This is a genomic window from Burkholderia singularis (genome assembly GCF_900176645.1).
Classification (GTDB): domain Bacteria; phylum Pseudomonadota; class Gammaproteobacteria; order Burkholderiales; family Burkholderiaceae; genus Burkholderia; species Burkholderia singularis.
Map to the genome: position 1 here is coordinate 32,869 of NZ_FXAN01000035.1, position 22,072 is coordinate 54,940.

Annotated in this window: 20 protein-coding genes, 5 tRNA genes and 1 pseudogene; 5 read left to right on the forward strand and 21 right to left on the reverse strand. The window is 62.3% G+C overall.

What is annotated here, in order from left to right; translation table 11 throughout:
* Positions 1–93: 93 nt before the first annotated feature.
* Positions 94–501: a gamma-glutamylcyclotransferase family protein gene (locus BSIN_RS04450; RefSeq protein ID WP_089339619.1), complete on the reverse strand. Its 408-nt coding sequence runs from the start codon at positions 499–501 to the stop codon at positions 94–96.
* A 57-nt stretch (positions 502–558) separates the two neighbouring features.
* Positions 559–1,056 carry a ribonuclease E activity regulator RraA gene (rraA, locus tag BSIN_RS04455; protein ID WP_089339620.1) on the reverse strand — a complete coding sequence of 166 codons (498 nt, stop codon included), beginning with the start codon at positions 1,054–1,056 and terminating at the stop codon, positions 559–561.
* A gap of 141 nt (positions 1,057–1,197) precedes the next feature.
* Between rraA and BSIN_RS04460 the strand changes: the two genes are divergently transcribed.
* Positions 1,198–2,073 (forward strand): AraC family transcriptional regulator, encoded by an 876-nt coding sequence (locus BSIN_RS04460; protein WP_069234186.1) that lies wholly within the window; start codon positions 1,198–1,200, stop codon positions 2,071–2,073.
* A 48-nt stretch (positions 2,074–2,121) separates the two neighbouring features.
* On the opposite strand, the gene BSIN_RS04465 is transcribed toward BSIN_RS04460, so the two are convergent.
* The 7 genes from BSIN_RS04465 to gltX form a co-directional block, all read right to left on the reverse strand.
* On the reverse strand, positions 2,122–2,592 hold the full coding sequence (locus tag BSIN_RS04465) for a GNAT family N-acetyltransferase (RefSeq protein ID WP_089339621.1): 471 nt from the start codon (positions 2,590–2,592) through the stop codon (positions 2,122–2,124).
* 197 nt (positions 2,593–2,789) lie between these two features.
* A tRNA-Asp gene (locus tag BSIN_RS04470) sits at positions 2,790–2,866 on the reverse strand.
* 76 nt (positions 2,867–2,942) lie between these two features.
* Positions 2,943–3,018: transfer RNA gene (locus BSIN_RS04475), tRNA-Glu, on the reverse strand.
* 66 nt (positions 3,019–3,084) lie between these two features.
* Positions 3,085–3,161, reverse strand: a tRNA-Asp gene (locus BSIN_RS04480).
* A gap of 76 nt (positions 3,162–3,237) precedes the next feature.
* Positions 3,238–3,313, reverse strand: a tRNA-Glu gene (locus BSIN_RS04485).
* 149 nt (positions 3,314–3,462) lie between these two features.
* Positions 3,463–3,538 (reverse strand) — tRNA-Ala (locus BSIN_RS04490).
* A gap of 145 nt (positions 3,539–3,683) precedes the next feature.
* Positions 3,684–5,093, reverse strand: a complete 1,410-nt coding sequence (gltX, locus tag BSIN_RS04495; protein ID WP_089339643.1) for a glutamate--tRNA ligase — start codon at positions 5,091–5,093, stop codon at positions 3,684–3,686.
* Positions 5,094–5,336: 243 nt separating this feature from the next.
* Between gltX and BSIN_RS04500 the strand changes: the two are divergent.
* A pseudogene (locus BSIN_RS04500) lies at positions 5,337–6,393 on the forward strand (patatin-like phospholipase family protein).
* A gap of 158 nt (positions 6,394–6,551) precedes the next feature.
* Here the strand turns inward: BSIN_RS04500 and BSIN_RS04505 are convergent.
* The 5 genes from BSIN_RS04505 to BSIN_RS04525 form a co-directional block, all read right to left on the reverse strand.
* Positions 6,552–7,241 carry a C40 family peptidase gene (locus BSIN_RS04505; RefSeq protein WP_089339622.1) on the reverse strand — a complete coding sequence of 230 codons (690 nt, stop codon included), beginning with the start codon at positions 7,239–7,241 and terminating at the stop codon, positions 6,552–6,554.
* Positions 7,242–7,376: 135 nt separating this feature from the next.
* Positions 7,377–9,044 (reverse strand): ABC transporter ATP-binding protein, encoded by a 1,668-nt coding sequence (locus BSIN_RS04510; protein WP_245637182.1) that lies wholly within the window; start codon positions 9,042–9,044, stop codon positions 7,377–7,379.
* Complete coding sequence (locus BSIN_RS04515; protein ID WP_089339623.1) at positions 9,041–10,141, reverse strand: ABC transporter permease; 1,101 nt, start codon at positions 10,139–10,141, stop codon at positions 9,041–9,043. The genes BSIN_RS04510 and BSIN_RS04515 overlap by 4 nt, the downstream gene beginning before the upstream one ends.
* Before the next feature lies 1 nt (position 10,142).
* Positions 10,143–11,186, reverse strand: a complete 1,044-nt coding sequence (locus BSIN_RS04520) for a microcin C ABC transporter permease YejB (RefSeq protein WP_059516764.1) — start codon at positions 11,184–11,186, stop codon at positions 10,143–10,145.
* An 85-nt stretch (positions 11,187–11,271) separates the two neighbouring features.
* Complete coding sequence (locus tag BSIN_RS04525) at positions 11,272–13,251, reverse strand: extracellular solute-binding protein (protein WP_089339624.1); 1,980 nt, start codon at positions 13,249–13,251, stop codon at positions 11,272–11,274.
* Between the two features lie 127 nt (positions 13,252–13,378).
* Here BSIN_RS04525 and fabI point away from each other — a divergent pair, with 127 nt between their 5' ends.
* On the forward strand, positions 13,379–14,173 hold the full coding sequence (fabI, locus tag BSIN_RS04530; protein ID WP_059516760.1) for an enoyl-ACP reductase FabI: 795 nt from the start codon (positions 13,379–13,381) through the stop codon (positions 14,171–14,173).
* Positions 14,174–14,269: 96 nt separating this feature from the next.
* Here fabI and BSIN_RS04535 read toward each other — a convergent pair whose 3' ends face one another.
* From BSIN_RS04535 to BSIN_RS04550, 4 genes are all read right to left on the reverse strand, one after another.
* Positions 14,270–14,629: a hypothetical protein gene (locus tag BSIN_RS04535; RefSeq protein ID WP_089339625.1), complete on the reverse strand. Its 360-nt coding sequence runs from the start codon at positions 14,627–14,629 to the stop codon at positions 14,270–14,272.
* Between the two features lie 210 nt (positions 14,630–14,839).
* The gene (locus tag BSIN_RS04540) at positions 14,840–16,183 is read right to left on the reverse strand and encodes a hypothetical protein (protein WP_143757327.1); all 1,344 of its coding nucleotides are present in this window, start codon (positions 16,181–16,183) and stop codon (positions 14,840–14,842) included.
* A gap of 1,018 nt (positions 16,184–17,201) precedes the next feature.
* Positions 17,202–17,957, reverse strand: a complete 756-nt coding sequence (locus tag BSIN_RS04545) for an alpha/beta hydrolase (protein ID WP_089339644.1) — start codon at positions 17,955–17,957, stop codon at positions 17,202–17,204.
* A gap of 401 nt (positions 17,958–18,358) precedes the next feature.
* The gene (locus tag BSIN_RS04550; RefSeq protein WP_059516751.1) at positions 18,359–19,282 is read right to left on the reverse strand and encodes a LysR family transcriptional regulator; all 924 of its coding nucleotides are present in this window, start codon (positions 19,280–19,282) and stop codon (positions 18,359–18,361) included.
* A 152-nt stretch (positions 19,283–19,434) separates the two neighbouring features.
* Here BSIN_RS04550 and BSIN_RS25125 point away from each other — a divergent pair, with 152 nt between their 5' ends.
* Together BSIN_RS25125 and BSIN_RS25130 are read left to right on the forward strand one after the other, a co-directional pair.
* Positions 19,435–19,779, forward strand: a complete 345-nt coding sequence (locus tag BSIN_RS25125) for a hypothetical protein (RefSeq protein ID WP_218192396.1) — start codon at positions 19,435–19,437, stop codon at positions 19,777–19,779.
* 137 nt (positions 19,780–19,916) lie between these two features.
* Positions 19,917–20,354, forward strand: a complete 438-nt coding sequence (locus BSIN_RS25130) for a hypothetical protein (RefSeq protein WP_143757330.1) — start codon at positions 19,917–19,919, stop codon at positions 20,352–20,354.
* Between the two features lie 466 nt (positions 20,355–20,820).
* Here the strand turns inward: BSIN_RS25130 and BSIN_RS26380 are convergent, their stop codons facing one another.
* From BSIN_RS26380 to BSIN_RS04570, 3 genes are all read right to left on the reverse strand, one after another.
* Positions 20,821–21,258: a hypothetical protein gene (locus BSIN_RS26380; RefSeq protein ID WP_256583616.1), complete on the reverse strand. Its 438-nt coding sequence runs from the start codon at positions 21,256–21,258 to the stop codon at positions 20,821–20,823.
* Positions 21,259–21,340: 82 nt separating this feature from the next.
* On the reverse strand, positions 21,341–21,592 hold the full coding sequence (locus BSIN_RS04565; protein WP_059516747.1) for a hypothetical protein: 252 nt from the start codon (positions 21,590–21,592) through the stop codon (positions 21,341–21,343).
* 86 nt (positions 21,593–21,678) lie between these two features.
* Entirely contained in the window at positions 21,679–22,038 is a 360-nt protein-coding gene (locus BSIN_RS04570; RefSeq protein WP_059516745.1) for a DUF6277 family protein, read from the reverse strand.
* Between the last annotated feature and the right edge of the window lie 34 nt (positions 22,039–22,072).

Sequence of the window (22,072 nt, forward strand, 5' to 3'; positions counted from 1 at the left end):
AAGCGTGGCTGTGGCCGGCGCGATTTCGCCGCCCGGCAACCGGCTGGCTCACCGACGGGCATCACCGCCTGGGCGCAGCGAATGCAGCGCCCTTCAATCCACCCGCGCGCGGCGATACTGCACCCAATCGCCGGATTCGATTCGCGGCTTGCCCGCAGCCGCATGCGCGACGACCGGATAATACAGACACTCGTAACGCCGGCCGCCGAGTTCGATCGCCGCGTGCTGCGATACGAACAGCCCGGCGATGCCCGGAAACACGCCTTCGATCTCGTCGAGCACCGGCACGAGCCGCTCGTCGACTGCATAGACGTCCCCCCACACGAGATCGCGGCCCGCCGCCGCGATCATCCCAGGGTAACGGCCGAAATCGTAGAGCCGGCCCGGCATCGCGGCCGCGCCGATCAGCGTCGGCTGCACGATGCCGTGCTTCGCCGCCGCGCGGCCGATATCGTTGATTTCGCCGGCTCTGAGCGTGCCGTAGACGAAAACGTGGCGCATTGTGAAGTCCTCGCAGCATGATGATTCGCACCGCCCCGGCCGGGACAGGCCGTCGCGTCAGTCGATCAGCGCGGCGTCGCTGACGAGCACGCCGTCGGCATCCGCATAGATCCAGTCGCCCGGCACGATTCGCGTGCCGCGCACGTCGACGGTCAGGTCGCACTGGCCGCTATTGCGTTTGTCGCTCTTGCGCGGATGCGACGCGAGCGCCAGCACGCCGAGCGCGCACTCGGCAAGCTCGTGTGTATCGCGCACGCAGCCGTTCACGATGATGCCGGCCCAGCCGTTGTGCTCGGCGAGTTTGCCGAGATTGCCGCCGACCAGCGCGCAGCGCAGGCTGCCGCCGCCGTCGACGACCAGCACCCGCCCCGCGCCCGGCGCTTCGAGCGCCGTCCGCACGAGCGTATTGTCCTCGAACAGCTTGAGCGTCGCGGCCGGGCCGGCAAAACGCGTCACGCCGCCGAACGAGCGGAACACGGGCTCGAGCACCCGCAGCGTGCCGGCGGCGAGCCGGCTCTCGTTCGCGTCGCAAAGATCGGTGGTGGCAAACGTCATGTCGAAAGCTCCTGGATGATTCGATCGAATTCGATTCGTACCGCGACGATCCGGCATTATCGGCCAAGACCATTGCGCTGCGTCAGGTAGAGCGCTCGCCCTACAATAGCCGGACGCCAATTGCCCCGTCTTCGATCATCGATGAGCCCGTCCGTTCCCCGTTCAACGCAGCCGCCCGCCGGCGCCGGCACGTTCGACGTTCCGTCCGAATTCGCGCCGGACGCCGCGCGTCCGATGCGCGTGCGCGCCCGCCCGGTACCGTCGGGCATGCGCGTGCCCGCGCACTCCCATGCGTGGGCGCAGCTCGCGTATGCGTCGCGCGGCGTGCTGCGGCTTGCCACGGCCGATGTAACCTGGGTCGTGCCGCCGTCGCGCGCGATCTGGGTGCCGCCGCAAATCGAGCATGAAGTGGTGATTGTCGAGGAGGCCTATCTGCGCACGCTGTATGTCGACGCATCGGCGGTGCCGAAGGGGCTCGACGCGTGCCGTGTCGTCGAGGTATCGGGGCTGCTGCGCGAGCTGATCATCGCGCTCGACGCCAAGCCGCTCGGCCACGCGCGCGAACGGCTGCTCGGCGCGCTCGTGCTCGACGAACTCGCGCACGCCGAGCCGTTGCCGCTCGCGGTGCCGATGCCGACCGAAAAGCGGCTGCGCGCGCTGTGCGAAGCGGTGCTCGCGAAACCGGCGCAAGGCGAATCGCTTGAATATTGGGCAACGAGCGTCGGCGCGAGCACGAGAACGATCGCGCGTCTTTTCAGGCACGAACTCGGCGTGAGCTTCTCGCAATGGCGGCAACAAGCGCTGCTCGCCCGCGCGATCCCGTTGCTGAACCAGGGGCGGCCGCTGTCGCGCATCGCGAACGAACTCGGTTACCGAAGTCAGAGCGCATTCTCGGCAATGTTCAGGCGCGCGTTCGGCGCGAGCCCGCGCGCGTTCATTCAGCGCGGCGGCGCGGATGCGGCGGCCGATGCCGGCGCGCCGCCGTCGGACGACGGCGACAACAGGCCGCTGCTATAGCGCGAGCGCAGCCCCCGTTCACGCCGCGCCGCCGGCATACGCCGCGCGTCACCGCCGCACCGGCCGCACCATATGCCGAATCGAGCCGAGTTGTGCGAGACGCGGCCCCGCGAGCCGGTAGCCCATGCGCAAATACAGGCGCGCCGCCGGATTGTCGACGAACACGCGCAACTGCGTCTCGTGTAATCCACGCGCCAGCGCGAAGCGGTGGGACATGTCGAGCAAATACGTGCCCGCGCCGCGCTGCCGGTAGCCCGGCGTGATTTGCACGTCCCGAATATGCAGCGAATCGCCCTCTTCGGTAATCCGCAGCAAACCGATCGGCTCGCCATCGAGTTCAAGGATAAAGTTTTCCGAATCGCGCCAGCTTGCAAAAAAAAGATCGGCTCGCCACTTGAGGCCGTGGCGTTGATAGTACGCATTCATATTGCCGTGCGTCAGCGCTTCCGCAAAATCGAAGTCGCACGGCTGCGCGGGACGCAATGAATAAACGAACGGATCAGCGGCGGAATCGGACATGGCGGGTTCGCAAAGCCTGTGTCAACGCCACGATAGCGCAGCCGCCACGGGTTGCAATGCCAATTTGCACGCATAAGCCACGAGCATGCCTACGACAACGCAGCCCCGTCGCGGCGCGGATCACCGGCGCGTGCAGATAAGCGGCAGCGATGCAAAACAAAAAGCCCGTTCAGGCATTCCTGAACGGGCTTTGAATTTGGCGGAGCGGACGGGACTCGAACCCGCGACCCCCGGCGTGACAGGCCGGTATTCTAACCGACTGAACTACCGCTCCACTTCCTGCACCGACCGGCAAGCGTCGGTTACGCTCCTGCCGGCTGCGCCGCCTCTTTCGAAACAGCGCCGATGTTTGGCGTCCCCTAGGGGATTCGAACCCCTGTACTCACCGTGAAAGGGTGATGTCCTAGGCCTCTAGACGAAGGGGACAACGTACTGCTTACACCTTTAACGAAAAAGCCCGTTCAAATATGCAGCCTGAACGGGCTTTCGATTTGGCGGAGCGGACGGGACTCGAACCCGCGACCCCCGGCGTGACAGGCCGGTATTCTAACCGACTGAACTACCGCTCCACTTCCTGCACCGACCGGCAAGCGTCGGTTACGCTCCTGCCGGCTGCGCCGCCTCTTTCGAAACAGCGCCGATGTTTGGCGTCCCCTAGGGGATTCGAACCCCTGTACTCACCGTGAAAGGGTGATGTCCTAGGCCTCTAGACGAAGGGGACAAAATCTTTTCAGATCTGTCTTACCGCTTTGTTCTTGCTATTAATTTTCATCAACAGCAGAGAACGAAATTCTAACTTCTTTCATTCCGTTTGTGAAGCATTTTCTGTCACACGATGCTTCACAAACTTTATTTACTCTGCGGTTCAACTGGTGGAGGTAAGCGGGATCGAACCGCTGACCTCTTGCATGCCATGCAAGCGCTCTCCCAGCTGAGCTATACCCCCGTGTCTCGAAGACTGCTGAACAACAGAGAAGCGAGATTGTAGAGTCCGTCTTGGCGTTTGTAAATACCCTATTTGCGATTCAATCGATTTTTTTCGAGCCGCCCCGTGCAGGCACTTGATCGGCACACGGCGGCACGCCTCCCGCTTACGCGTGCGCCGCCTCGAGACGCGATACGACAACGTCGCGGCCGAACAGCATCAGCACCGCGTCGATCGAAGGCGTGTGCGTCGTGCCCGCGACGAGCAGGCGCACCGGCATCGCGAGTTGCGGCATCTTGAGCTTGTGCGCGGCAAGCGTCGCCTTCAACGCGGATGCGATTGCCTCCTTGGTCCATTCGACCTGCTTGAGCGCGGCGGCAAATTCGGCAAGCGCCGGACGCACCGCATCGCTCACGTACTGCGCGAGCGCGTCGGCATCGGGCGCGGGCGTGCGGTAAAACATCGCGGCGTTTTCCGCGATCTCCTTGATCGTCGATGCGCGGTCCTTCATCAATCCGATCACGGCGGGAAGATCCGGTCCGCTCGCGAGCGCCGCAGCGTCGATACCGAGCGCCGCGAAAAACGGCTTCGACAACTCCGCGAGGCGCGTGTCGTCCGCTTCCTTGATGTAATGGTTGTTCAACCACATCAGCTTGTTGTGATCGTACTGCGCGGGCGACTTGCCGAGATGTTCGAGATCGAACCATTCGACGAACTGCTCGCGCGAGAAGATCTCCGCGTCGCCGTGCGACCAGCCGAGGCGCGCGAGATAGTTGAGCACCGCCTCGGGCAGAAAGCCCGCATCGCGATAGCCCATCACGCTCATTGCGCCATGCCGCTTGCTCATCTTCTCGCCCGCCTCGTTCAGCACGGTCGGCAGATGCGCGTAGACCGGCGCCTCGGCGCCAAGCGCGCGCAGGATATTGATCTGGCGCGGCGTATTGTTCACGTGATCGTCGCCGCGAATCACGTGTGTGATGCCCATGTCGATATCGTCGACGACGACGCAGAAGTTATACATCGGCGTGCCGTCCGGCCGCGCGACGATCAGGTCGTCGAGTTCCTCGTTCGAGATCTCGACGCGCCCCTTCACCGCGTCGTCCCACGCCACCGTGCCCGTCAGCGGATTCTTGAAACGCAGCACCGGCTGCACGCCGGCAGGCGGCTCGGGCAGCACCTTGCCCGGCTCGGGGCGCCAGGTGCCGTCATAGCGCGGCTTTTCGCCCGCCGCACGCTGCCGCTCGCGCAGCGCGTCAAGCTCCTCCATCGACATGTAGCACGGGTAGACAAGCCCCTGCTCCTGCATCTTGGCAAGCACTTCGCGATAGCGGTCCATCCGCTGCATCTGGTAATACGGACCTTCGTCGTAATCGAGGCCCAGCCATGCCATGCCTTCGAGAATGGCGTCCACCGCTTCCTGGCTCGAACGCTCGACGTCGGTATCCTCGATGCGCAGCACGAACGCGCCTTTCGTCTTACGGGCGAATGCCCACGGATACAACGCGGAACGCAGGTTGCCCAAATGGATGAAGCCCGTGGGGCTCGGCGCGAAACGGGTGCGGACAGGACGGGTCATAAACGATAGCTCGAACGCCTCAAGCGGCGCATCAATTGAAACGACGCGGCCGGCAGCGCCCGCCGCGCGGCGAACGCCCGGGCGCGCATACGGCCGGAACTGAAAGAGCACGAATTATACTCGCCGCGCCGCGGTTTCCGGGGCCGCCCGCCGTCAAGCGCCATGTGACTTTCGCACCGCCCCGGCAGTTGCTTTATGATGTGCGCCGCGTCCGCGTTGGCGGCCGCGCACGGCCGGCCGCGATTGTTCGCGTTTGCCCGCGATCCGCCTGCCATCCGGCGATCGGCGCGGCAAGGCCGCCGAATTTTCGCCGCGCATGCCGTGCATCTGTCACGCACTCAGCGCGGCTTGCCGCCGGAGAATGAAATCGATGCCGCTTCGCAGCCCGTCACGTCGCACCTTCACGCTCACCTGCGCGTCAGCCGCGCTCGCCGCCTGCACGTCGTTCGGCACCAAGCCGACCACGTCGGGCGCCGTCACGCCGCCGACGAATCCGCCGCAGCCGCGCCCGGTGCGCATCGGCATCGCGCTCGGCGGCGGCGCCGCGCGCGGCTTCGCGCACGTCGGCGTGTTGAAGGCGCTCGAAGCGCGCGGCATTGCGGTCGAGATCGTCGCCGGCACGAGCGCGGGCTCGGTCGTCGGCGCGCTGTATGCGTCAGGCATGAATGCGCTCGCCATCAACAAGCTCGCGCTTGCGATGGACGAGGCGTCGATCAGCGACTGGGCCGTGCCGTTCCGCTCGCGCGGCCTGCTGCAAGGCATGGCGCTGCAGAATTTCATCAACAAGACGCTCAACAACCGGCCGATCGAGAAGATGGCCAAGCCGCTCGGCATTGTCGCGACCGATCTGAAAAGCGGCCAGCCGCTGCTGTTCCAGCGCGGCAACACCGGGCTCGCGGTGCGGGCGTCGTGCAGCGTGCCGTCCGTGTTCGAGCCGGTGCGAATTGGTGATCACGAGTATGTCGACGGTGGACTCGTCAGCCCCGTGCCCGCGTCGTTCGCGCGCAGGATGGGAGCCGACTTCGTGATCGCGGTCGACATTTCCGCGCGCCCCGAAGGCGCTGCGACGCAAAACCCGATCGAGATGCTGCTGCAAACGTTCACGATCATGGGGCAGACGATCAAGACCTACGAACTCGACAAGTACGCGGATGTCGTGATCCGGCCGAACCTCGCCGCAATGGGCGGCAGCGACTTCAACCAGCGCAACGCGGCCATCCTGGCGGGCGAGGAAGCGGTTGCGCGGATCATGCCGGAGTTGCAGCGCAAGCTGGCGGCCGTGCGCCCGGCGGCGGCGTAAGCGAGCACATCGCGCCACACGCGGCCGCGCTTCGGCAGCAAGCGCGCGTCCAGCACGCCAAAATGGGGCACGCTTAAACAAAAACCCCGTCATCCCAACTGGATGGCGGGGTTTCGACTCGGTCGACTCAGGCGCCGAGCCGGAGCGCGGCCGACTACTCAGTTGCCGCCGCTGTCACCGATCGTCGCGCGCACGCGCTGACGCAGATCGTCGGGTTTCGTCGTGAACTGCGTCTCGATCCGGCGTGCACCGGTGAAGCGCTTTTCCCAATAGCTGCTATCGAGATCGTCCACGCGGATCGTGCTGCCCGTCGACGGCGAATGCACGAATTTGTTGTCACCGATATAAATGCCGACATGCGAGAACGTCCGGCGCATCGTGTTGAAGAACACGAGATCGCCCGGCTTCAGCTCGCTCATCCGCACCTTTTCACCCACGCGGCTCATCTCCTCGGCGCGGCGCGGCAACGACATGCCGAGCGTGTCCTGGAACACGTAGCGCACGAAGCCGCTGCAATCGAGCCCCGAATCCGGGGTGTTGCCGCCCCAGCGATAACGCACGCCGATCATGTTCAGCGCGCCGACGACGACGTCGCCCGCCCTGCCCGCCATGCCGGAGAGGAACGACTTCGCGCCGCCCTGGCTCTTCGCCGGCGCGGCCGCGCCATTGGGCTGCTGCTGGGCATTCTGCGGAAGGAAACCGATGTCGGACTGAGCCGAATTGACGGCATTTTGATTTGAACTGCTGACTTCGTCGGCGAACGCGCCGGGAGCGGCAGCGATCAAGACGCCTATGAACATCCCGGCGGCGACGCGCGTGCAAGCCTGGGTGAAGGAGCGGTGCTGCATGAGTCGATAGATTTGCGCTGAAAAATCAGTCGATTGGCGGAAAATTTCGGTCGATACTAGCCACGACGGATATGTTTGTCAAAAGGAATTAATGATTTTGAGCCAAATAGGTGCATCGCCTTTCGTTCAACAGACCTAACCAATGGCTTTCAATAGGCGTTGCGTGTAAGGATGCGCCGGCTCGGAGAAGATTCGCTCGACATCACCCGTCTCGACGATTATCCCCCCTTGCATCACCGCGACTCGGTGCGCCATCGCGCCGATTACTTCCAAATCGTGGCTAATGAAGAGATAGCCGAGGTTGTATTTGCGCTGAAGATTGGCCAGCAGTTTCAGCACCTGCTGCTGGATCGACACATCGAGCGCGCTCGTCGGCTCGTCGAGCACGAGCACGCGCGGCTCCAGCACGAGCGCGCGCGCGATCGCAATCCGCTGGCGCTGCCCGCCCGAAAACTCGTGCGCATAGCGATGCAGCACCGTATGGTCGAGCCCGACCTCGCGGAGTACCGCGATCGTCTTGTCGCGGCGCGCGTCGGCGGACAGCTGCGGACGGTGCAGCGCGAGCCCCTCGGACACGATGCGCTCGATGGTCTGCCGCGGCGAAAGCGAACTGAATGGATCTTGAAAGACCACTTGCATATCCGCGCGCAATGCGCGGCGCTCGCGGCCGCGATAGCTCGCAAGCGAACGTCCGTCGAACTGGACGTCGCCATGCGCGATGCGTTGCAGCCCAAGCAGGGCCATCGCGAGCGTCGATTTGCCAGACCCGGACTCGCCGACGATCCCGAGCGTCTCGCCCTGCCGCACCGATACGCTCGCGCCGGACACCGCCGTGAAACGTGCGTCGCGGAACCAGCCGGCGAAGCCCGGCCGTTTCTGCTTGAACTGCACCGTCACGCCACGCGCGTCGAGCATGACGGGCGCGATCGGCAACACGGGCGATACCGTGCGCTGCGGCCGGCTGTTCAACAGGCGCCGCGTATACGGATGCTCGGGCGCGCCGAAGATCCGCTCGAGCGGCCCGGATTCGACGAGCCGCCCCTTTTCCATCACCGCGACGCGCTCGGCGAAGCGCCGCACCAGATTCAGATCGTGCGTGATCAGCAGCACCGCCATTCCGCGCTCGGCCGCCGCGTCGCGTTGCAGCTCGAGCAGCAGCTCGACGATCTGCGCGCGGATCGTCACGTCGAGCGCGGTCGTCGGTTCGTCGGCGATCAGCAGGCGCGGCCGGCACGCGAGCGCCATCGCGATCATCACGCGCTGCCGCTGGCCGCCCGACAGCTGATGCGGGTAGCTGTCGACGCGCTCGCGCGGCCGGTCGATACCGGTGCGCGCCAGCAGCGCGATCGCCCGCTCGCGCGCGTCGCGCTTCGTCACGCCGTCGTGCAGCTCGATCGTCTCGCCGATCTGCTCGCCGACCGTGTAAAGCGGATTGAGCGCCGTCATCGGCTCCTGGAAGATCATCGCGAGATCCGCGCCGCGCAGCGCGCGCATCTCGCGCTCGCTCTTGTCGACGAGATTCTCGCCGGCAAAGCGGATCGCGCCGGACACGTCGGCGTCGCGCAACAACCGCAGAATCGACAGCGCGGTCACGCTCTTGCCCGAGCCGGATTCGCCGACGAGCGCGACGCGCTCGCCGCGGCCGATCGCCAACGACACGTCGTCGACGGCGAGCATATCGCCGAAACGCACGCACAGCCGCTCGATCGACAGCAGCGGCCCGCCCAGCGCGTGCCCATCGCGCAGCCGGCTGCCGCCCGGCGCACGCTGCGTATCGCGGCGATTCGCGTCGGCCGCGCTCATCGAACACCTCCCGCCGCCGCGCGCGCCGTATCGGCAACGCGCGTATCGAGCGCGTTGCGCAGCGCATCGCCCATGAAGGTCAGCAGCAGCAGCGTCGCGACGAGCACGCAGAACGTCGCGAGCGAGATCCACCACGCGTCGAGATTGCCCTTGCCCTGCGCGAGCAGCTCGCCCAGGCTCGGCGTCGGCGGCGGCACGCCGAGGCCAAGGAAATCGAGGCTCGTGAGCGCGAGAATCGCGCCGCTCATCCGGAACGGCAAGAACGTGATGACGGGCGTGAGGCTGTTCGGCAACACGTGCCGCCAGATGATCTGCCAGCTCGACAGGCCCATCGCGCGCGCGGCGCGCACGTAGTCCTGCGAGCGGTTGCGCAAGAATTCCGCGCGCACGTAATCGGACAGTCCGATCCAGCCGAACAGCGACAGCAGCACGATCAGCAACACGAAACTCGGCTCGAACACCGACGCGAAAATGATCAGCAGATACAGCTCGGGCATCGCGCTCCAGATCTCGATGAGACGCTGGCCGATGATGTCGATGCGTCCGCCGAAGTAGCCCTGCACCGCGCCCGCGGCAATGCCAAGCACCGTGCCGATGAACGTGAGGATCAGCGCGAATTCGACCGACACCCGGAAGCCGTAGACGAGCCGCGCGAGCAGGTCGCGCCCTTGCGCATCCGTGCCGAGCCAATTCTCGCGCGACGGCGGCGCGGGATTGGGCCGCGTCGAGAAGTAGTTGAGCGTGTCGTAGTGGTAGCGGTTCAGTGGATACAGCGCGAAATTGCCCGGCGCGGCGAGTTTACCGCGCACGTAGGGGTCGAGATAGTCGGCGGGCGTCGGGAAATCGCCGCCGAACACCGTCTCCGGGTAGTCGCGCAGCAGCGGGAAATAGTAATGACCGTCGTAGCGCACAACGAGCGGCTTATCGTTCGACCACAGCGGCGCGGCAATGCTCACCGCGAACGCGACGGCGAAGATCACGAGGCTCCAGTAGCCGAGCCGCTGCGCCTTGAAGCGCCGCCACACGCGCCGCACGGGCGAAGGCGACACGCGCGCGCGCGCGGCGTCGATGCGGGAAGAAACGGCGGATCGACTCAATTCAGCGCTCCAGTTGCTCGAATTGCACGCGCGGGTCGACCCACACGTAGCAGAGATCGGATACGAGCTTCGTCGCGAGCCCGATCAGCGTGAAGATGTACAGCGTGCCGAGCACGACCGGGTAGTCGCGCCGGATCACCGATTCATACGACAGCAAGCCCAACCCGTCGAGCGAGAACAATGTCTCGATCAGCAGGCTGCCGGTGAAGAACGCGCCGATGAACGCCGCCGGAAAGCCAACCACGAGCGGCAGCAGCGCGTTGCGAAACACGTGCTTCCATAGCACACGGCGCTCGGCGAGCCCCTTTGCACGCGCGGTCAGCACGTATTGCTTGCGGATTTCGTCGAGAAACGCGTTCTTCGTGAGCATCGTGACGACCGCGAAACTGCCGACCACCGACGCGGTGATCGGTAACACGATATGCCACAGATAATCGGCGACCTTACCCGCGACGGACAACTGCGCGAAGTTGTCCGACGTGAGGCCGCGCAGCGGGAAGATCTGCCAGAACGAGCCGCCGCCGAACAGCACGAGCAGCAGCACGCCGAGCACGAAGCCGGGAATCGCGTAGCCGATCAATACGGCGAGGCTCGTCGCGAGATCGAACGTCGAGCCGTTTCGTACCGCCTTCGCGATGCCGAGCGGCACCGAAATCAAGTACGTGAGCAAAAACGTCCATACGCCGATACTGATCGACACCGGCAGTTTCGACACGATCAGCGACCACACGCTGCGATGATGGAAATAACTGTCGCCAAGATCGAAGCGCGCAAAGCGCGCGAGCATCAGCCCATAGCGCTCGACGGGCGGCTTGTCGAAGCCGTACAGCGCTTTCAGTTGCGCGAGCTGCTGCGCGTCGACGCCGGTATGCGAGCGCATGCCATACGGCGCCGCGCCATCCTGCGTGGCGCCCTTGCGCAGCTCATACACGGCCTGCTCGACCGGGCCGCCCGGCACGAACTGGATCACGGCGAACGTGATCGTCAACACGCCGACGAGCGTCGGAATCATCAGCAAAAGACGTTTGAGGATGTAGCTCCACATAGGCGCTTGTCGAGAAGGTTCGAACGATTTGGCCGACAGGCGATCGACCACGCTTATGGCCAGCGGATGACCCGCTTGCCGGCCGTCACGGCGCGGCCGGCGAATCGTGTCCGGGCTTCGCCCACCACATCGACGCGATCCAGCCTTCCGCCGCATAGTACAGCGGCAGCGTCTGCGGATAGCCGAGCGTGCGCTTATACGCGACGCGCCATGTCGTGCTGTACCAATGCGGCACCACGTAGTAGCCGTGGATCAGCACGCGGTCGAGCGCGCGCGCCGCGTCGAACAACTGCTCGCGCGTTTGCGCGCGCACGAGCGCGTTCAGGATCGCGTCGACCGCCGGCGATTTCAGGCCGATCATGTTGTCCGAGCCCGGCTCGTCTGCATAGCGGCTCGCAAAGCGCGTGAGCTGCTCGGTTCCCGGCACTTGAACGCCTGCGTAACGGATCGACGTCATGTCATAGTCGAACGCGTTGAAACGATTCTGCAGCAGCGCGAAGTCGGCCGTCCGAAACTTCACGGCAATCCCGAGCTTTGCCAGATTGCGCGCGTAAGCGGTCACGATGGGTTCCATCCCCGCGCTCGAATCGTCGAGGATCTCGAATGCGAACGGCTCGCCCTTCGCATTGCGCAGCGCGCCGTCGCGGTATGTCCAGCCCGCCTGCGCAAGCAGCGCACGGGCCTTCAGCAGATTGGCGCGCAGCGAGCCGGGTGCATTCGTGCTCGGCTGCTTGGGCATCGGCCCGAATACGGCCGGGTCCAGCTGCGCGCGCAGCGGATCGAGCAGCGCGAGTTCGCCCGGACCGGGCACGCCGCTCGCCTGCAAGGCGGTATCGGCGAAATAGCTGTCCAACCGTGTATAGGCGCCGTAGAACAGCTGGCGGTTCAGCCATTCGAAATCGAACGCGAGATCGAGCGCTTGCCGCACGCGCACATCCTGGAAGAGCGGGCGCCGCAGGTTCATCAGGAATCCTTGCATCCCGGCGCCGTTGTGCTGACGGAACTCGCGCTTGACAAGCTCGCCGCTGTCGAAGCGTTTGCCGACATCGCGCCGCACCCAGTTGCGGGCTCCGTATTCGACGAGCGCGTCGTACTCGCCTGCCTTGAACGCCTCGAGCTTCGCCACACCATCGCCGTAGAGTTTGTAGACGATGCGTTCGAAGTTGTTCGTGCCCACTCGCACCGGCAGCGCGGCGCCCCAGTACGCGGCATCGCGCCGGTACGTGATCGTGCGGCCGCTGTCATAGCGCTCGATGACATACGGGCCGCTGCCGATCGGCGGCTCGAACGCGAGTTGGTCGAAGCGCATCCGGGTGCCGTCCGGCCTCAAGCCCCATTTGCGCGAGAACACCGGCACGCCGGCCGCGATGAGCGGCAGCTCGCGACTTGGGCGGCGAAAATCGAAACGCACGCTTGCCGGATCGACTGCCACCGCGCGTATGATATCCGCGTAATAGGCCGGGAATTGCGGCGCCGCCTGCGGACTTTTCAGCACGTCGAACGAAAATTTGACGTCCGCCGCGGTCACGGGATCGCCGTTCGAGAAACGCGCGTGCGGATTCAAATGAAACGTGACCGACATCCCGTCCGGCGCGACGGCGATATCGTCGGCGAGCAGCCCGTACATCGTCGCGGGCTCGTCGGCGCTGCCCGTCATCAAGCTTTCGAACAGGAAATCGAGCCCGGGCGCCGCGTTGCCGCGCAACGTGAACGGATTGAACTTGTCGAAGGTCGACAGCCGGTTCGGATTCGCCAGCACGAGCGTACCGCCCTTGGGCGCCTGCGGATTCACGTAGTCAAAATGCTTGAAACCGGGCGGATACTTTGGTTCGCCATACTGAGCGATTGCGTAGGCCGCGTGCGCCGACTGTGCCGCGGCGAATGCGAATACCACGCCCGCGGCCACCGCCATGCGGGCGATGCACGCGTGGCGCGATGCACGCGCAAACACGGCGCGCCACGCGCCGCGCGCAGGTTGCAGCACGACCGATCGATTGATCGATGCTTGCGTTGCCGCGTGCCGCGGCGGCCGTGGCCGAAAAACGTGGGGCAAACCGATCGTCATGGATGAATAGATGCGTTGGCAGATCTTCGAGGATGGCGTTGTGAGAGAATTCTACCCACTTGCAACCGATTACAGCCAACCGCTGCCCGCGCCGGCGTGGGCGCGCCCGCTTCATATAGGAGAATTCATGGGCTTTCTCGACGGTAAACGTATTCTGCTGACGGGTCTCTTGTCGAACCGTTCGATCGCCTACGGCATCGCCAAGGCATGTAAGCGCGAAGGCGCCGAACTTGCGTTCACCTACGTCGGCGATCGCTTCAAGGATCGCATCACCGAGTTCGCCGCGGAGTTCGGCAGCGAACTCGTGTTCCCGTGCGATGTAGCCGACGATGCTCAGATCGACGCGCTCTTCACGTCGCTGAAGGAACACTGGGACAGCCTCGACGGCCTCGTCCATTCGATCGGCTTCGCTCCGCGCGAGGCGATCGCCGGCGATTTCCTCGACGGTCTGTCGCGTGAGAGCTTCCGCATCGCGCACGACATCTCCGCATACAGCTTTCCGGCGCTCGCGAAAGCCGCGCAGCCGATGCTCTCGAGCGATGCTTCGATCCTCACGCTCACCTATCTCGGCGCCGAGCGGGCAATTCCGAACTACAACACGATGGGCGTCGCGAAAGCCGCGCTCGAGGCAAGCGTACGTTATCTCGCGGTGTCGCTCGGCGCGAAGGGCGTGCGCGTGAACGGCATCTCGGCCGGGCCGATCAAGACGCTCGCCGCAAGCGGCATCAAGGGCTTCGGCAAGATTCTGGATTTCGTCGAGCAAAGCGCGCCGCTCAAGCGCAACGTGACGATCGAACAGGTCGGCAATGCGGGCGCGTTCCTGTTGTCAGATCTCGCGAGCGGGATCACGGCCGAAATCATGCACGTCGACTCCGGCTTCAATGCAGTGGTGGGGGGCATGGCGGGCGGCGAAGGCGAGTAAGCGCGCGACGCATGCTGGATTGCGGCCGGCCGGCCGCCCGGCCGCCGCATCACACGGCGGCCCTGGTCCGGCCGCCGCGCGTCGCAGGCGGCCGGCTCAGTGCCGCCAGCCGTTATGCCTGCCGTTGTCCCAATGACCTCGATCCCAGCCGGGGCCGCGGCCGTGATGGCGATACCACTCGTCGCGCCCCCAGTAGCGGCGGCCATCCCAGTAACGGTCGCCGTGCCAGCCGATCGTGATCACAGGTGCCGGCGCGTACACGGGAGCCGGCATATAGACCGGCGCAGGCTGGTAGACCACGGGCGGCGGAGGCGGCGCATAAACCGGCGCAGGCGCAACATAAACCGGCGCGGGCACGCCGACATTGATGCCAACGTTCACGCCGGCCAAGACGATGCCGGACGCGAACAGCGCAGTAAAACCGATGGCTAGCGACGCAGCGCGCAGGATTTTCATGGACTCCTCTTCGGGTTGGTTCGTTTAAATCGACTATAGCCGCAAGCGTCCACCCCGCATATTTCCACTTTGTAAGAACTGATGCGCCGCGTCGCAATGTGAACGAATCGCTAACTATTCGTAACATTCGGCATCGGTGAAGCGCACCGCCGAGCGTCCTCAAACGGGCCGGCACGCCCGCCCGGGCAGCCTGGGGCGCGACGGCAGCGGCTATTCGCGATTGCGCTCGCCGGCGGTATTCCGGCAGGCGATTGGCGGCAACTTCATATCGGCCCATTCGCTCAATTTCCGGGCACCTGCGTCCACCGGCTCTTCAATCGCAAAACCGGCTCCGTTCGCAAGACTTCTGACCGGCAACGCAGCGATCTTCCCGGCGGCGTCTGCCAACCCCGACTGTCCGCCTACCGCCTCGATTCTGCTCTTGACCAGGGCTCTCACGATCGATGCCGCCACCGGGCCAGCCACGCCCAGCGCACTTTCCGCCAATTTTCCGGGCGATATCAGTTTTGCCAGCATGACACGATAAAAACGAATCGAATCCACCGGCAGCATCGCGATTTTCCTTGCAATATCGGCAGTCAGATCACCCGCGCTGACTTGCTTCAATTTGTCATATTCCCCTTCCCAGTCGCTGCGCCCAAGCAACCATAAAGGGCCAAAACGTCTGGCGGAATACTCGATATAGTAGTAAAGAAAATCCTGCAACATACCCAACGGGATGCGCACTCCGTTTGCCACGGATTTTTCGATGATGGACCTAAACGGTATCACCACCAATGCGTTTCTCACGGTTGCAGTTTGCCCCAGCATAAATTTTTGCCATGCTTTATTTATTATATTCGGCGACATGGCTTCCATAACCTGCCTCACCGGCTCGACCAGCTTATTTCGATTCGGTGCCAAATAATATCGATCGCCATCGTCGAACGGAACGAGACCAAGCGACAGAAGCTGTCCGCCGCCCACATCGGAGGCTTGCTCGATGCCGGCAAAAGTCGCGGCCACCTTGGCCGTTTCACTCAGTTCGATCCTGATGCTATCCGTTTTCTTGAAATGCTCGGGAATCGGATTTTTAAATATGTCCGCCACCATGCCCGGAATGGACTTCACCCCGCCGCCCGCCGTGGCGGCCAAATAATCCAATCGCTTGGCTTTCCGAAGCACGGCCCTCATTGTTTCGCACGTTTCTCCTTTTGCCGCAAGCCTGCTGCATACCTGTGCGTAATGTGGCTCGCACCCGCTGAATTTTTCCGCGTCCAGCCTTGTCATCAGCGACCTCAGATACGAGAACATCGCCTCGGATTCCGGTATGTCGACTGCGTATGAAAAAAATGCCGCCGCCGGCACGGACGCGTCCGCGTGTGATCTCGGCACGATACCCGCGAGCCCCTCCAACATCGAACCGGCTTGCGGACGGCACACAATCGGCTTGCCGACGGATATCGACAGCACCCCGCTGGTGTGGGATGTATACGGCTCATCCGGAATATGAATTACAGTTGAATTTTTATTTTCGAACGAGTGATCAATCAGTACTGACGTATTTTTTTTCATGAAATTTTATAAATTACAGATCCAGAATCCAGCGCCCCATCCAAGATATGGCCACATGGAATACCGAATGCATCGCCGATCAATACTCGATCCGCCGCCTCTCTCGTTAACGGCGAACATGCCATCCGTATCGTCTCGGGAGTTTTATGAAATATATGAATGCGATAAAGAAAAGCGCACCCACCACTTTTCCAACAAAGCCTTGCGGCCTTCATACACTATCTACGCAGGCGAATCCTGTCATTCGCTCCTCACGAAACCGCTTCAATTTCCCCGAAAGCCATGCAGCCGCTCACGAATTATCGGCAATCGCCCTTCATTCACGCTTCGCGCACGCTCTTTTCCGCCTATCTATCGAGTCGATTTCCTTTTCAGTTAAAAGAATCGACTATCCGGCATGCCCGGGCCAATAACGGCGATCGCGACGCGCGCTCGATGTCCGATATGGCATGCCGCCGTCCTCATTGGCCCCGTTCGCATACCCGCCAGCCCAAGCTCGTGCGGCTCACTTTTCTATCTCTTTAATGTTTTTGGTTTTTACGTTGAAAAGTAGTGCCGGAATCCGCGTGCGGAATAATTCGGCACCAGGACTGAATCGATCATGAGTCATCGTACCGACGAGTTAACCTGGCTGTGCGGCGCAGCCATCACATAGGTGATCGTCAGTCACGCGGAACATAAGACGGCGAGCGGTTATCGCGGCTGGTTCGCTGCGCTGCGCAGATTCGCGACGGCCGCCTCGGCATGCCCGCTTTTTTTCGTGCTGAGCGGCTTTCCGATTACCGGCCTGTCGCGACGCGAATAGCAGCGCGCCGACCAATCGATTGACCGGCCCTTTATTTGACGCGCATGCCGCGCATCCGGCCGGCATTGCATGCGTATATCGGCGTCGCGAGCATCCTCGTCGCCATCGGCAACCCGACATCCGTCACCGACAGCTACTCTATGCCGCCGGCCCGACGGATAACGCCGCCGACCTCCCTGCCCATGAAGCCGCGCGGCCCCTTCCCGTTTCTCGTTATTGCGGCAAACGTTCGAAGAAGCGATGCGCGAGTTCGACGATCCGATCCTTGTCGTTGTCGAGCGTCGCGACGTGATACGAGTTTTCCAGCCATATCAATGTTTTGTCGTCGCTGCCGATGCCGTCGACGATCACGTTGCCGTTGTCGGGCGGCACGACATGATCCTCCGTCGATTGCAGCACCAATGCGGGACATTTGATTTCCGGCAACAGATCGCGTGCGACCGACATCAACCCATAGATCTCGGCCAGCGTCGACGTCGGGATCTCGTCGTAGGCGAGTTCGGTCACGCCCTCGGCCTTGATGTCCGCACCGATGCTGTCGAAAAAGCGTGGCGCCGACCGGTCGTAGGCTTTCGCGGCCAGCGAGGGCGCGCCGAAATACACGCATGCATTGATCGGCACGATCGCCGCGATGTCCGGATGGCGCGCAGCCGACAGCAAGGTCAGACACCCGCCCATCGATAGCCCCATCATGAAGATCCGCGCGCACCGTTGCCGCAGCGTACCGAGCGCTTCGTCGATACTGTCGACCCAGTCCTGCGCGCGCGTGCGGTCCATCTCTTGTGGACTCACGCCGTGGCCCGCAAGCCGAGGGCCGAGCACGGTATAACCACCGATTCGATGCAACTGCTCGGCGACATACCGCACGCTCTGCGTCGAGCCGGTGTAGCCGTGCGAAATCAGAATGCCGGTGGAGCTGCCTTCGAGCAGAAACGGCTCGGCGCCGTCAAGAACGGAGTGGGAAGTCATCAGATCGGCCTCGCGTTGGTTTGATCGAACGAAACCGGCGCCGTTGCATTGGACATCGGATGCCGTCAAGCGCCGCACATTCGAATTGCGTCATGATATTTTCGAATTCGCGCTCATTATTGTTCATACAATTTCGTTTTCGGGCCTATCGTAAACCCTTACTCCAGACAAAGGGCGCGTTGTACCGGCGTCTCCCCGTCCGGCAACCCTCCACTATTTCGTGCCGATGTGATCAAGACATGCGCCAAGTGCCAGCAGGGTCTTCATCAGATTGCACCACCCCAAACCCAGCATGCGCGCATCTGCATGCCGCGTGACTCGGACCGAAATATCGGCCGTTTGCTTGCCGCGTCGCAACCAAATTTTTGTAGAGTCGGCGCCCCCCCCCGGCATGCGGTGCGCTAGAAACGCGCCATGAGCGGATGCTTTGTCATCTCGGATTCCAGCGCATCGATGAACGTGCGCTCAGCTTGATTCATCCGGCGCTCAGGATTCCATATCAAAAAAATATCGATATCGGCCACCCCCTCCTCCGGAGGCAGCGGCCAAAGCCTGCGCTGCGCCACGTCGCCCTGCACGACATGCGCCGGCAAACACCCGATCCCGTACCCGGCAACAATCAAACGCCGTATTTCATCCACGCTTGCGGAGCTCGCCACGATTTCGCCTAACCACCCTCGCTCTTCACGAAACGCCGCGAGCGACGACAAGGCTCCGCCGATCCGATCGCTGTGGAAAGCAACAAAGCGCTCGTCGCGCAGATCGTCGATCGTCAGATTCGATTGCCCAAACAATCGATGACTCGGGCCGCAATACATTGTGTAGTGCTGGCGCAGAAAGCAGCGATATTCGAGCTTGCCGGCCGGTTTGCGGCAAAGCGCGAACCCGCATGTGGCGACTTTTTGCTCCAACGCCGCCAAGATGTCCGCCGATGCGGCGACATCGATACTGATCCTCACCTTCGGATAGATTTGATGAAAGTCCCGCAGAAACCGATCGTAGACGGACGACTCCAGCCGGCTCACGCATAGCAGGCGTATCGAACCCGCAATCTCGTCGTCCTGATTTTCGAGTACCGTATCGAGTCTCGACATATGGCCGTAAATCTCGGTTGAGATCTGATAAATCTCTCGCCCCGCTCCAGTCGGCTCGAACCGCGCGCCGCCACGTTGGACCAGCGTGCGCCCGACCGTGTCCTCGAGCCGCTTGAGCGCGGCGCTGACGGCCGACTGCGTCAGATGCAGCCGCGCCGCCGCACGACTGATGCTTTTCTCCTGCATGATGACCTGGTAAGTCCGCAAGAGATTCCAGTCGATGCGATCCATCAGGAAGGGGGCAACATTCGGCACCTGAATTACCTCCGGAGAGATGCTCCTCGGAATCCGCAATCGATTGGAAAAGCGCGCATTCTTAAAAAGATACATCCGCCATTTCAGCGTGCGGCGGCACGTCCGGCCTCGGCTTTCCCGCGCCGTTTTTGACGCCCGGCCCAAGGGCAGGTTATCGCACCGCCATTGCGATTCGCGCGCGCTTCGAAACCGGGCAGCGTCGCGCATCGTCAAGCCGGTTTCGCAGAATAAAAAGCGCGATCGTGACACCGATCGCGGAAGCCGTTTGCTTGGAGGCAGAGGCAAGCCAACGGCAAAAAATTAAAGGATGCCTAATCAAAATCCGTCTCGATAAAGTGCTGAGCGCCCAATCCTCCGGCATCGATATCGGTGCGAAATCATCGAAAAAAGCCGTGCGCGCCTGCGCACGGCAAACCCATCCGTACTCGACCGACACGATTTGCCGGATGGAACACCAGAGTGGGGCCTGGTGAAAAAAACAGACATGGAATTGCATGTGGCCGAAACCCGATCACCACAGCGTCCATCCCGGCACGGGGAAGGCATCGGGCCTCGCATAATTCGAGCACTCGGAATGCATCCTCGAGACAAAGAGGGAGGACACCCATCCGTGAAATTTTTGAAACCGGAACCGGATCAACTCGGTCATGCTGCTCGTTCGAAACTTCACCACGCGATTCCGACTGATTTCGCCGGCACTGTCACGCAGACGGCCGCTGTCCGTGCGCAGCCACATCCATATCCGGCCAAGAGCAAGTCGTTTCATTCGTCGATTGGACACGCAGGTGGCTCGAATTGGCGAGCGAGAATTGGAATAATGGATGAACGGTCAACCGGACCGGAAACAATTACCCTGGCCCGATCATTAAAAATTCAAAGAAATCCAATCAAAACAGGAAACTCGAATCAATCAGATGCAGATTTGTTTTGCATTCGTCACATGGGTGCCAAGCAAATCAAAACATTCTTATATTTATCAACAATGACGCGCAACCGTCAAACAATTAATATTGAATTTAAATATTCACGGCATCGATATTCAAACTGAACGCGCCCTCGATATTTTCCGCCAATAAACTATCACCTTAAACACGAGCCATCATGTACCCGAGCGGCCGGCGGATTGGATCGACGGCAAATATTTCCGGCCCGATTCCGACCGAATGATCATTCAATCAAACGTCCACATACCGCCTCGGAGTCTGCGCTCTGCATCCGTCGCGCCAATAAAAACGGTTATTGCGATGCGCGTGTCACCGGCACCGTCTCGAACCCATCGCGGTTACAGTGTCGTCGCGTCTGGCCATGGCTATTCTCGCCGCGCGGTTGAAGCAACAAACCGCTCGGCAATCAATTGCGCCATTGAACCGGATGCAATCATCGGGCATCGGCCGGCATTCGCGAATGTCATATATTTCATGACCGTCACGAACACCGGCCGACATCCCGCGCACGGTGGGCGGCGCCGGCACAGACGCTCATCAACCTGCCCCGGCTCCCGATCCCTGCCCTGATCAAGGCTTGCGAGGCGCGAGGCCCATATAAGTCACCCGCTTGGGATCGCTTTTGTCGACGACAACCCGAACCCGTTCGCCCGCACGCGGCATATTCCCGAGATCGACGTATTGCCTGATGGTGACCTCTCTTTGTCCGCCGCGGTCGTCGACGCGCAAGACGATACGCATCAGCGGCACCTGGTTGAGCGTCACGCCGGTCTGCGAAATTTCCACGACTTCGGCATCGGTGGAATATCCGTCCTTGATCGCGGTATCCGCATGCGCGGCCGAGATGATTTTGGGCAATCCGAATGCCATCCCGACGATCAGCGACACCATGACGACCGTGACGATCAAACTCATGGCCGACACCACCGAAAACGCCATCATCCGCTTGCCTCCCGGCAGCGTTCCGACATGCGCGTCACGCTGCGCTTGCATCCGCGCTTCGTTCATCCGGCTCTCCATCTAACGGCACGCGTGCGCGAACGCCGTAATGCGGATAACCCGGACGGCCAGACGAAGGGGCAGAAAATCATTAGGGCTTGGCATCCTGCACCCCCTTCGTTTCGTTGCTATTGCTGGGCGTGCGCACCGAGTCGACGATCTTGTGCGTCTGCGTTTGCGCCGACTGGATCGCGTCGTTCGTCGCCGAATGCACACCCTGGCTCACCTGAGACTGCACCGCGTTCGAGACCTGGCTCTTGACCGATTGAAGGATCTGATCGAACTGCGCATATGCGCTCACCGAAACCAAACCGATCAGGAGTCCAAAAGTTGCTTTCTTCATGATATCAACCTCCAATTCAAAAAATTGAAACCGTGGTGCCGCCGCGCCGAAACCGTGGGGGCACGCCGGCGCGGTTCGCTGCCCGCTTACTTCGTCGTCCTGAAAGGAGCGAAAAAGTTCGACGGCATTTCCTGCGGAAACCCGACTGCAACGGTGGGACGCAGATCGTTCATGTTCACGTTGAAGTCGTAAGTCCGCTGCCGCTGCTGAGCATCCTGGTGCGCAGCGACCTGCCGGTCGACGGCCGACTTGATATTCGACATGTGATCGAGCATCTTGCCGCCGACCTGCTGAACGTGGCCGATCAGGTTGCTCGCATTGCTCGATGACGCCACCGACATATCCGAGATCGAGCTGATAAACGGCTCGGCCATCGAGCTGCTGGCGTTCTGACCATACGCGTGCGAATCGCTGCACGCCGAGAAGATCTCTTTGGGATCAATCATCTGCTGCTCCTTTCAAGTTCGCGCCTTGCGACGC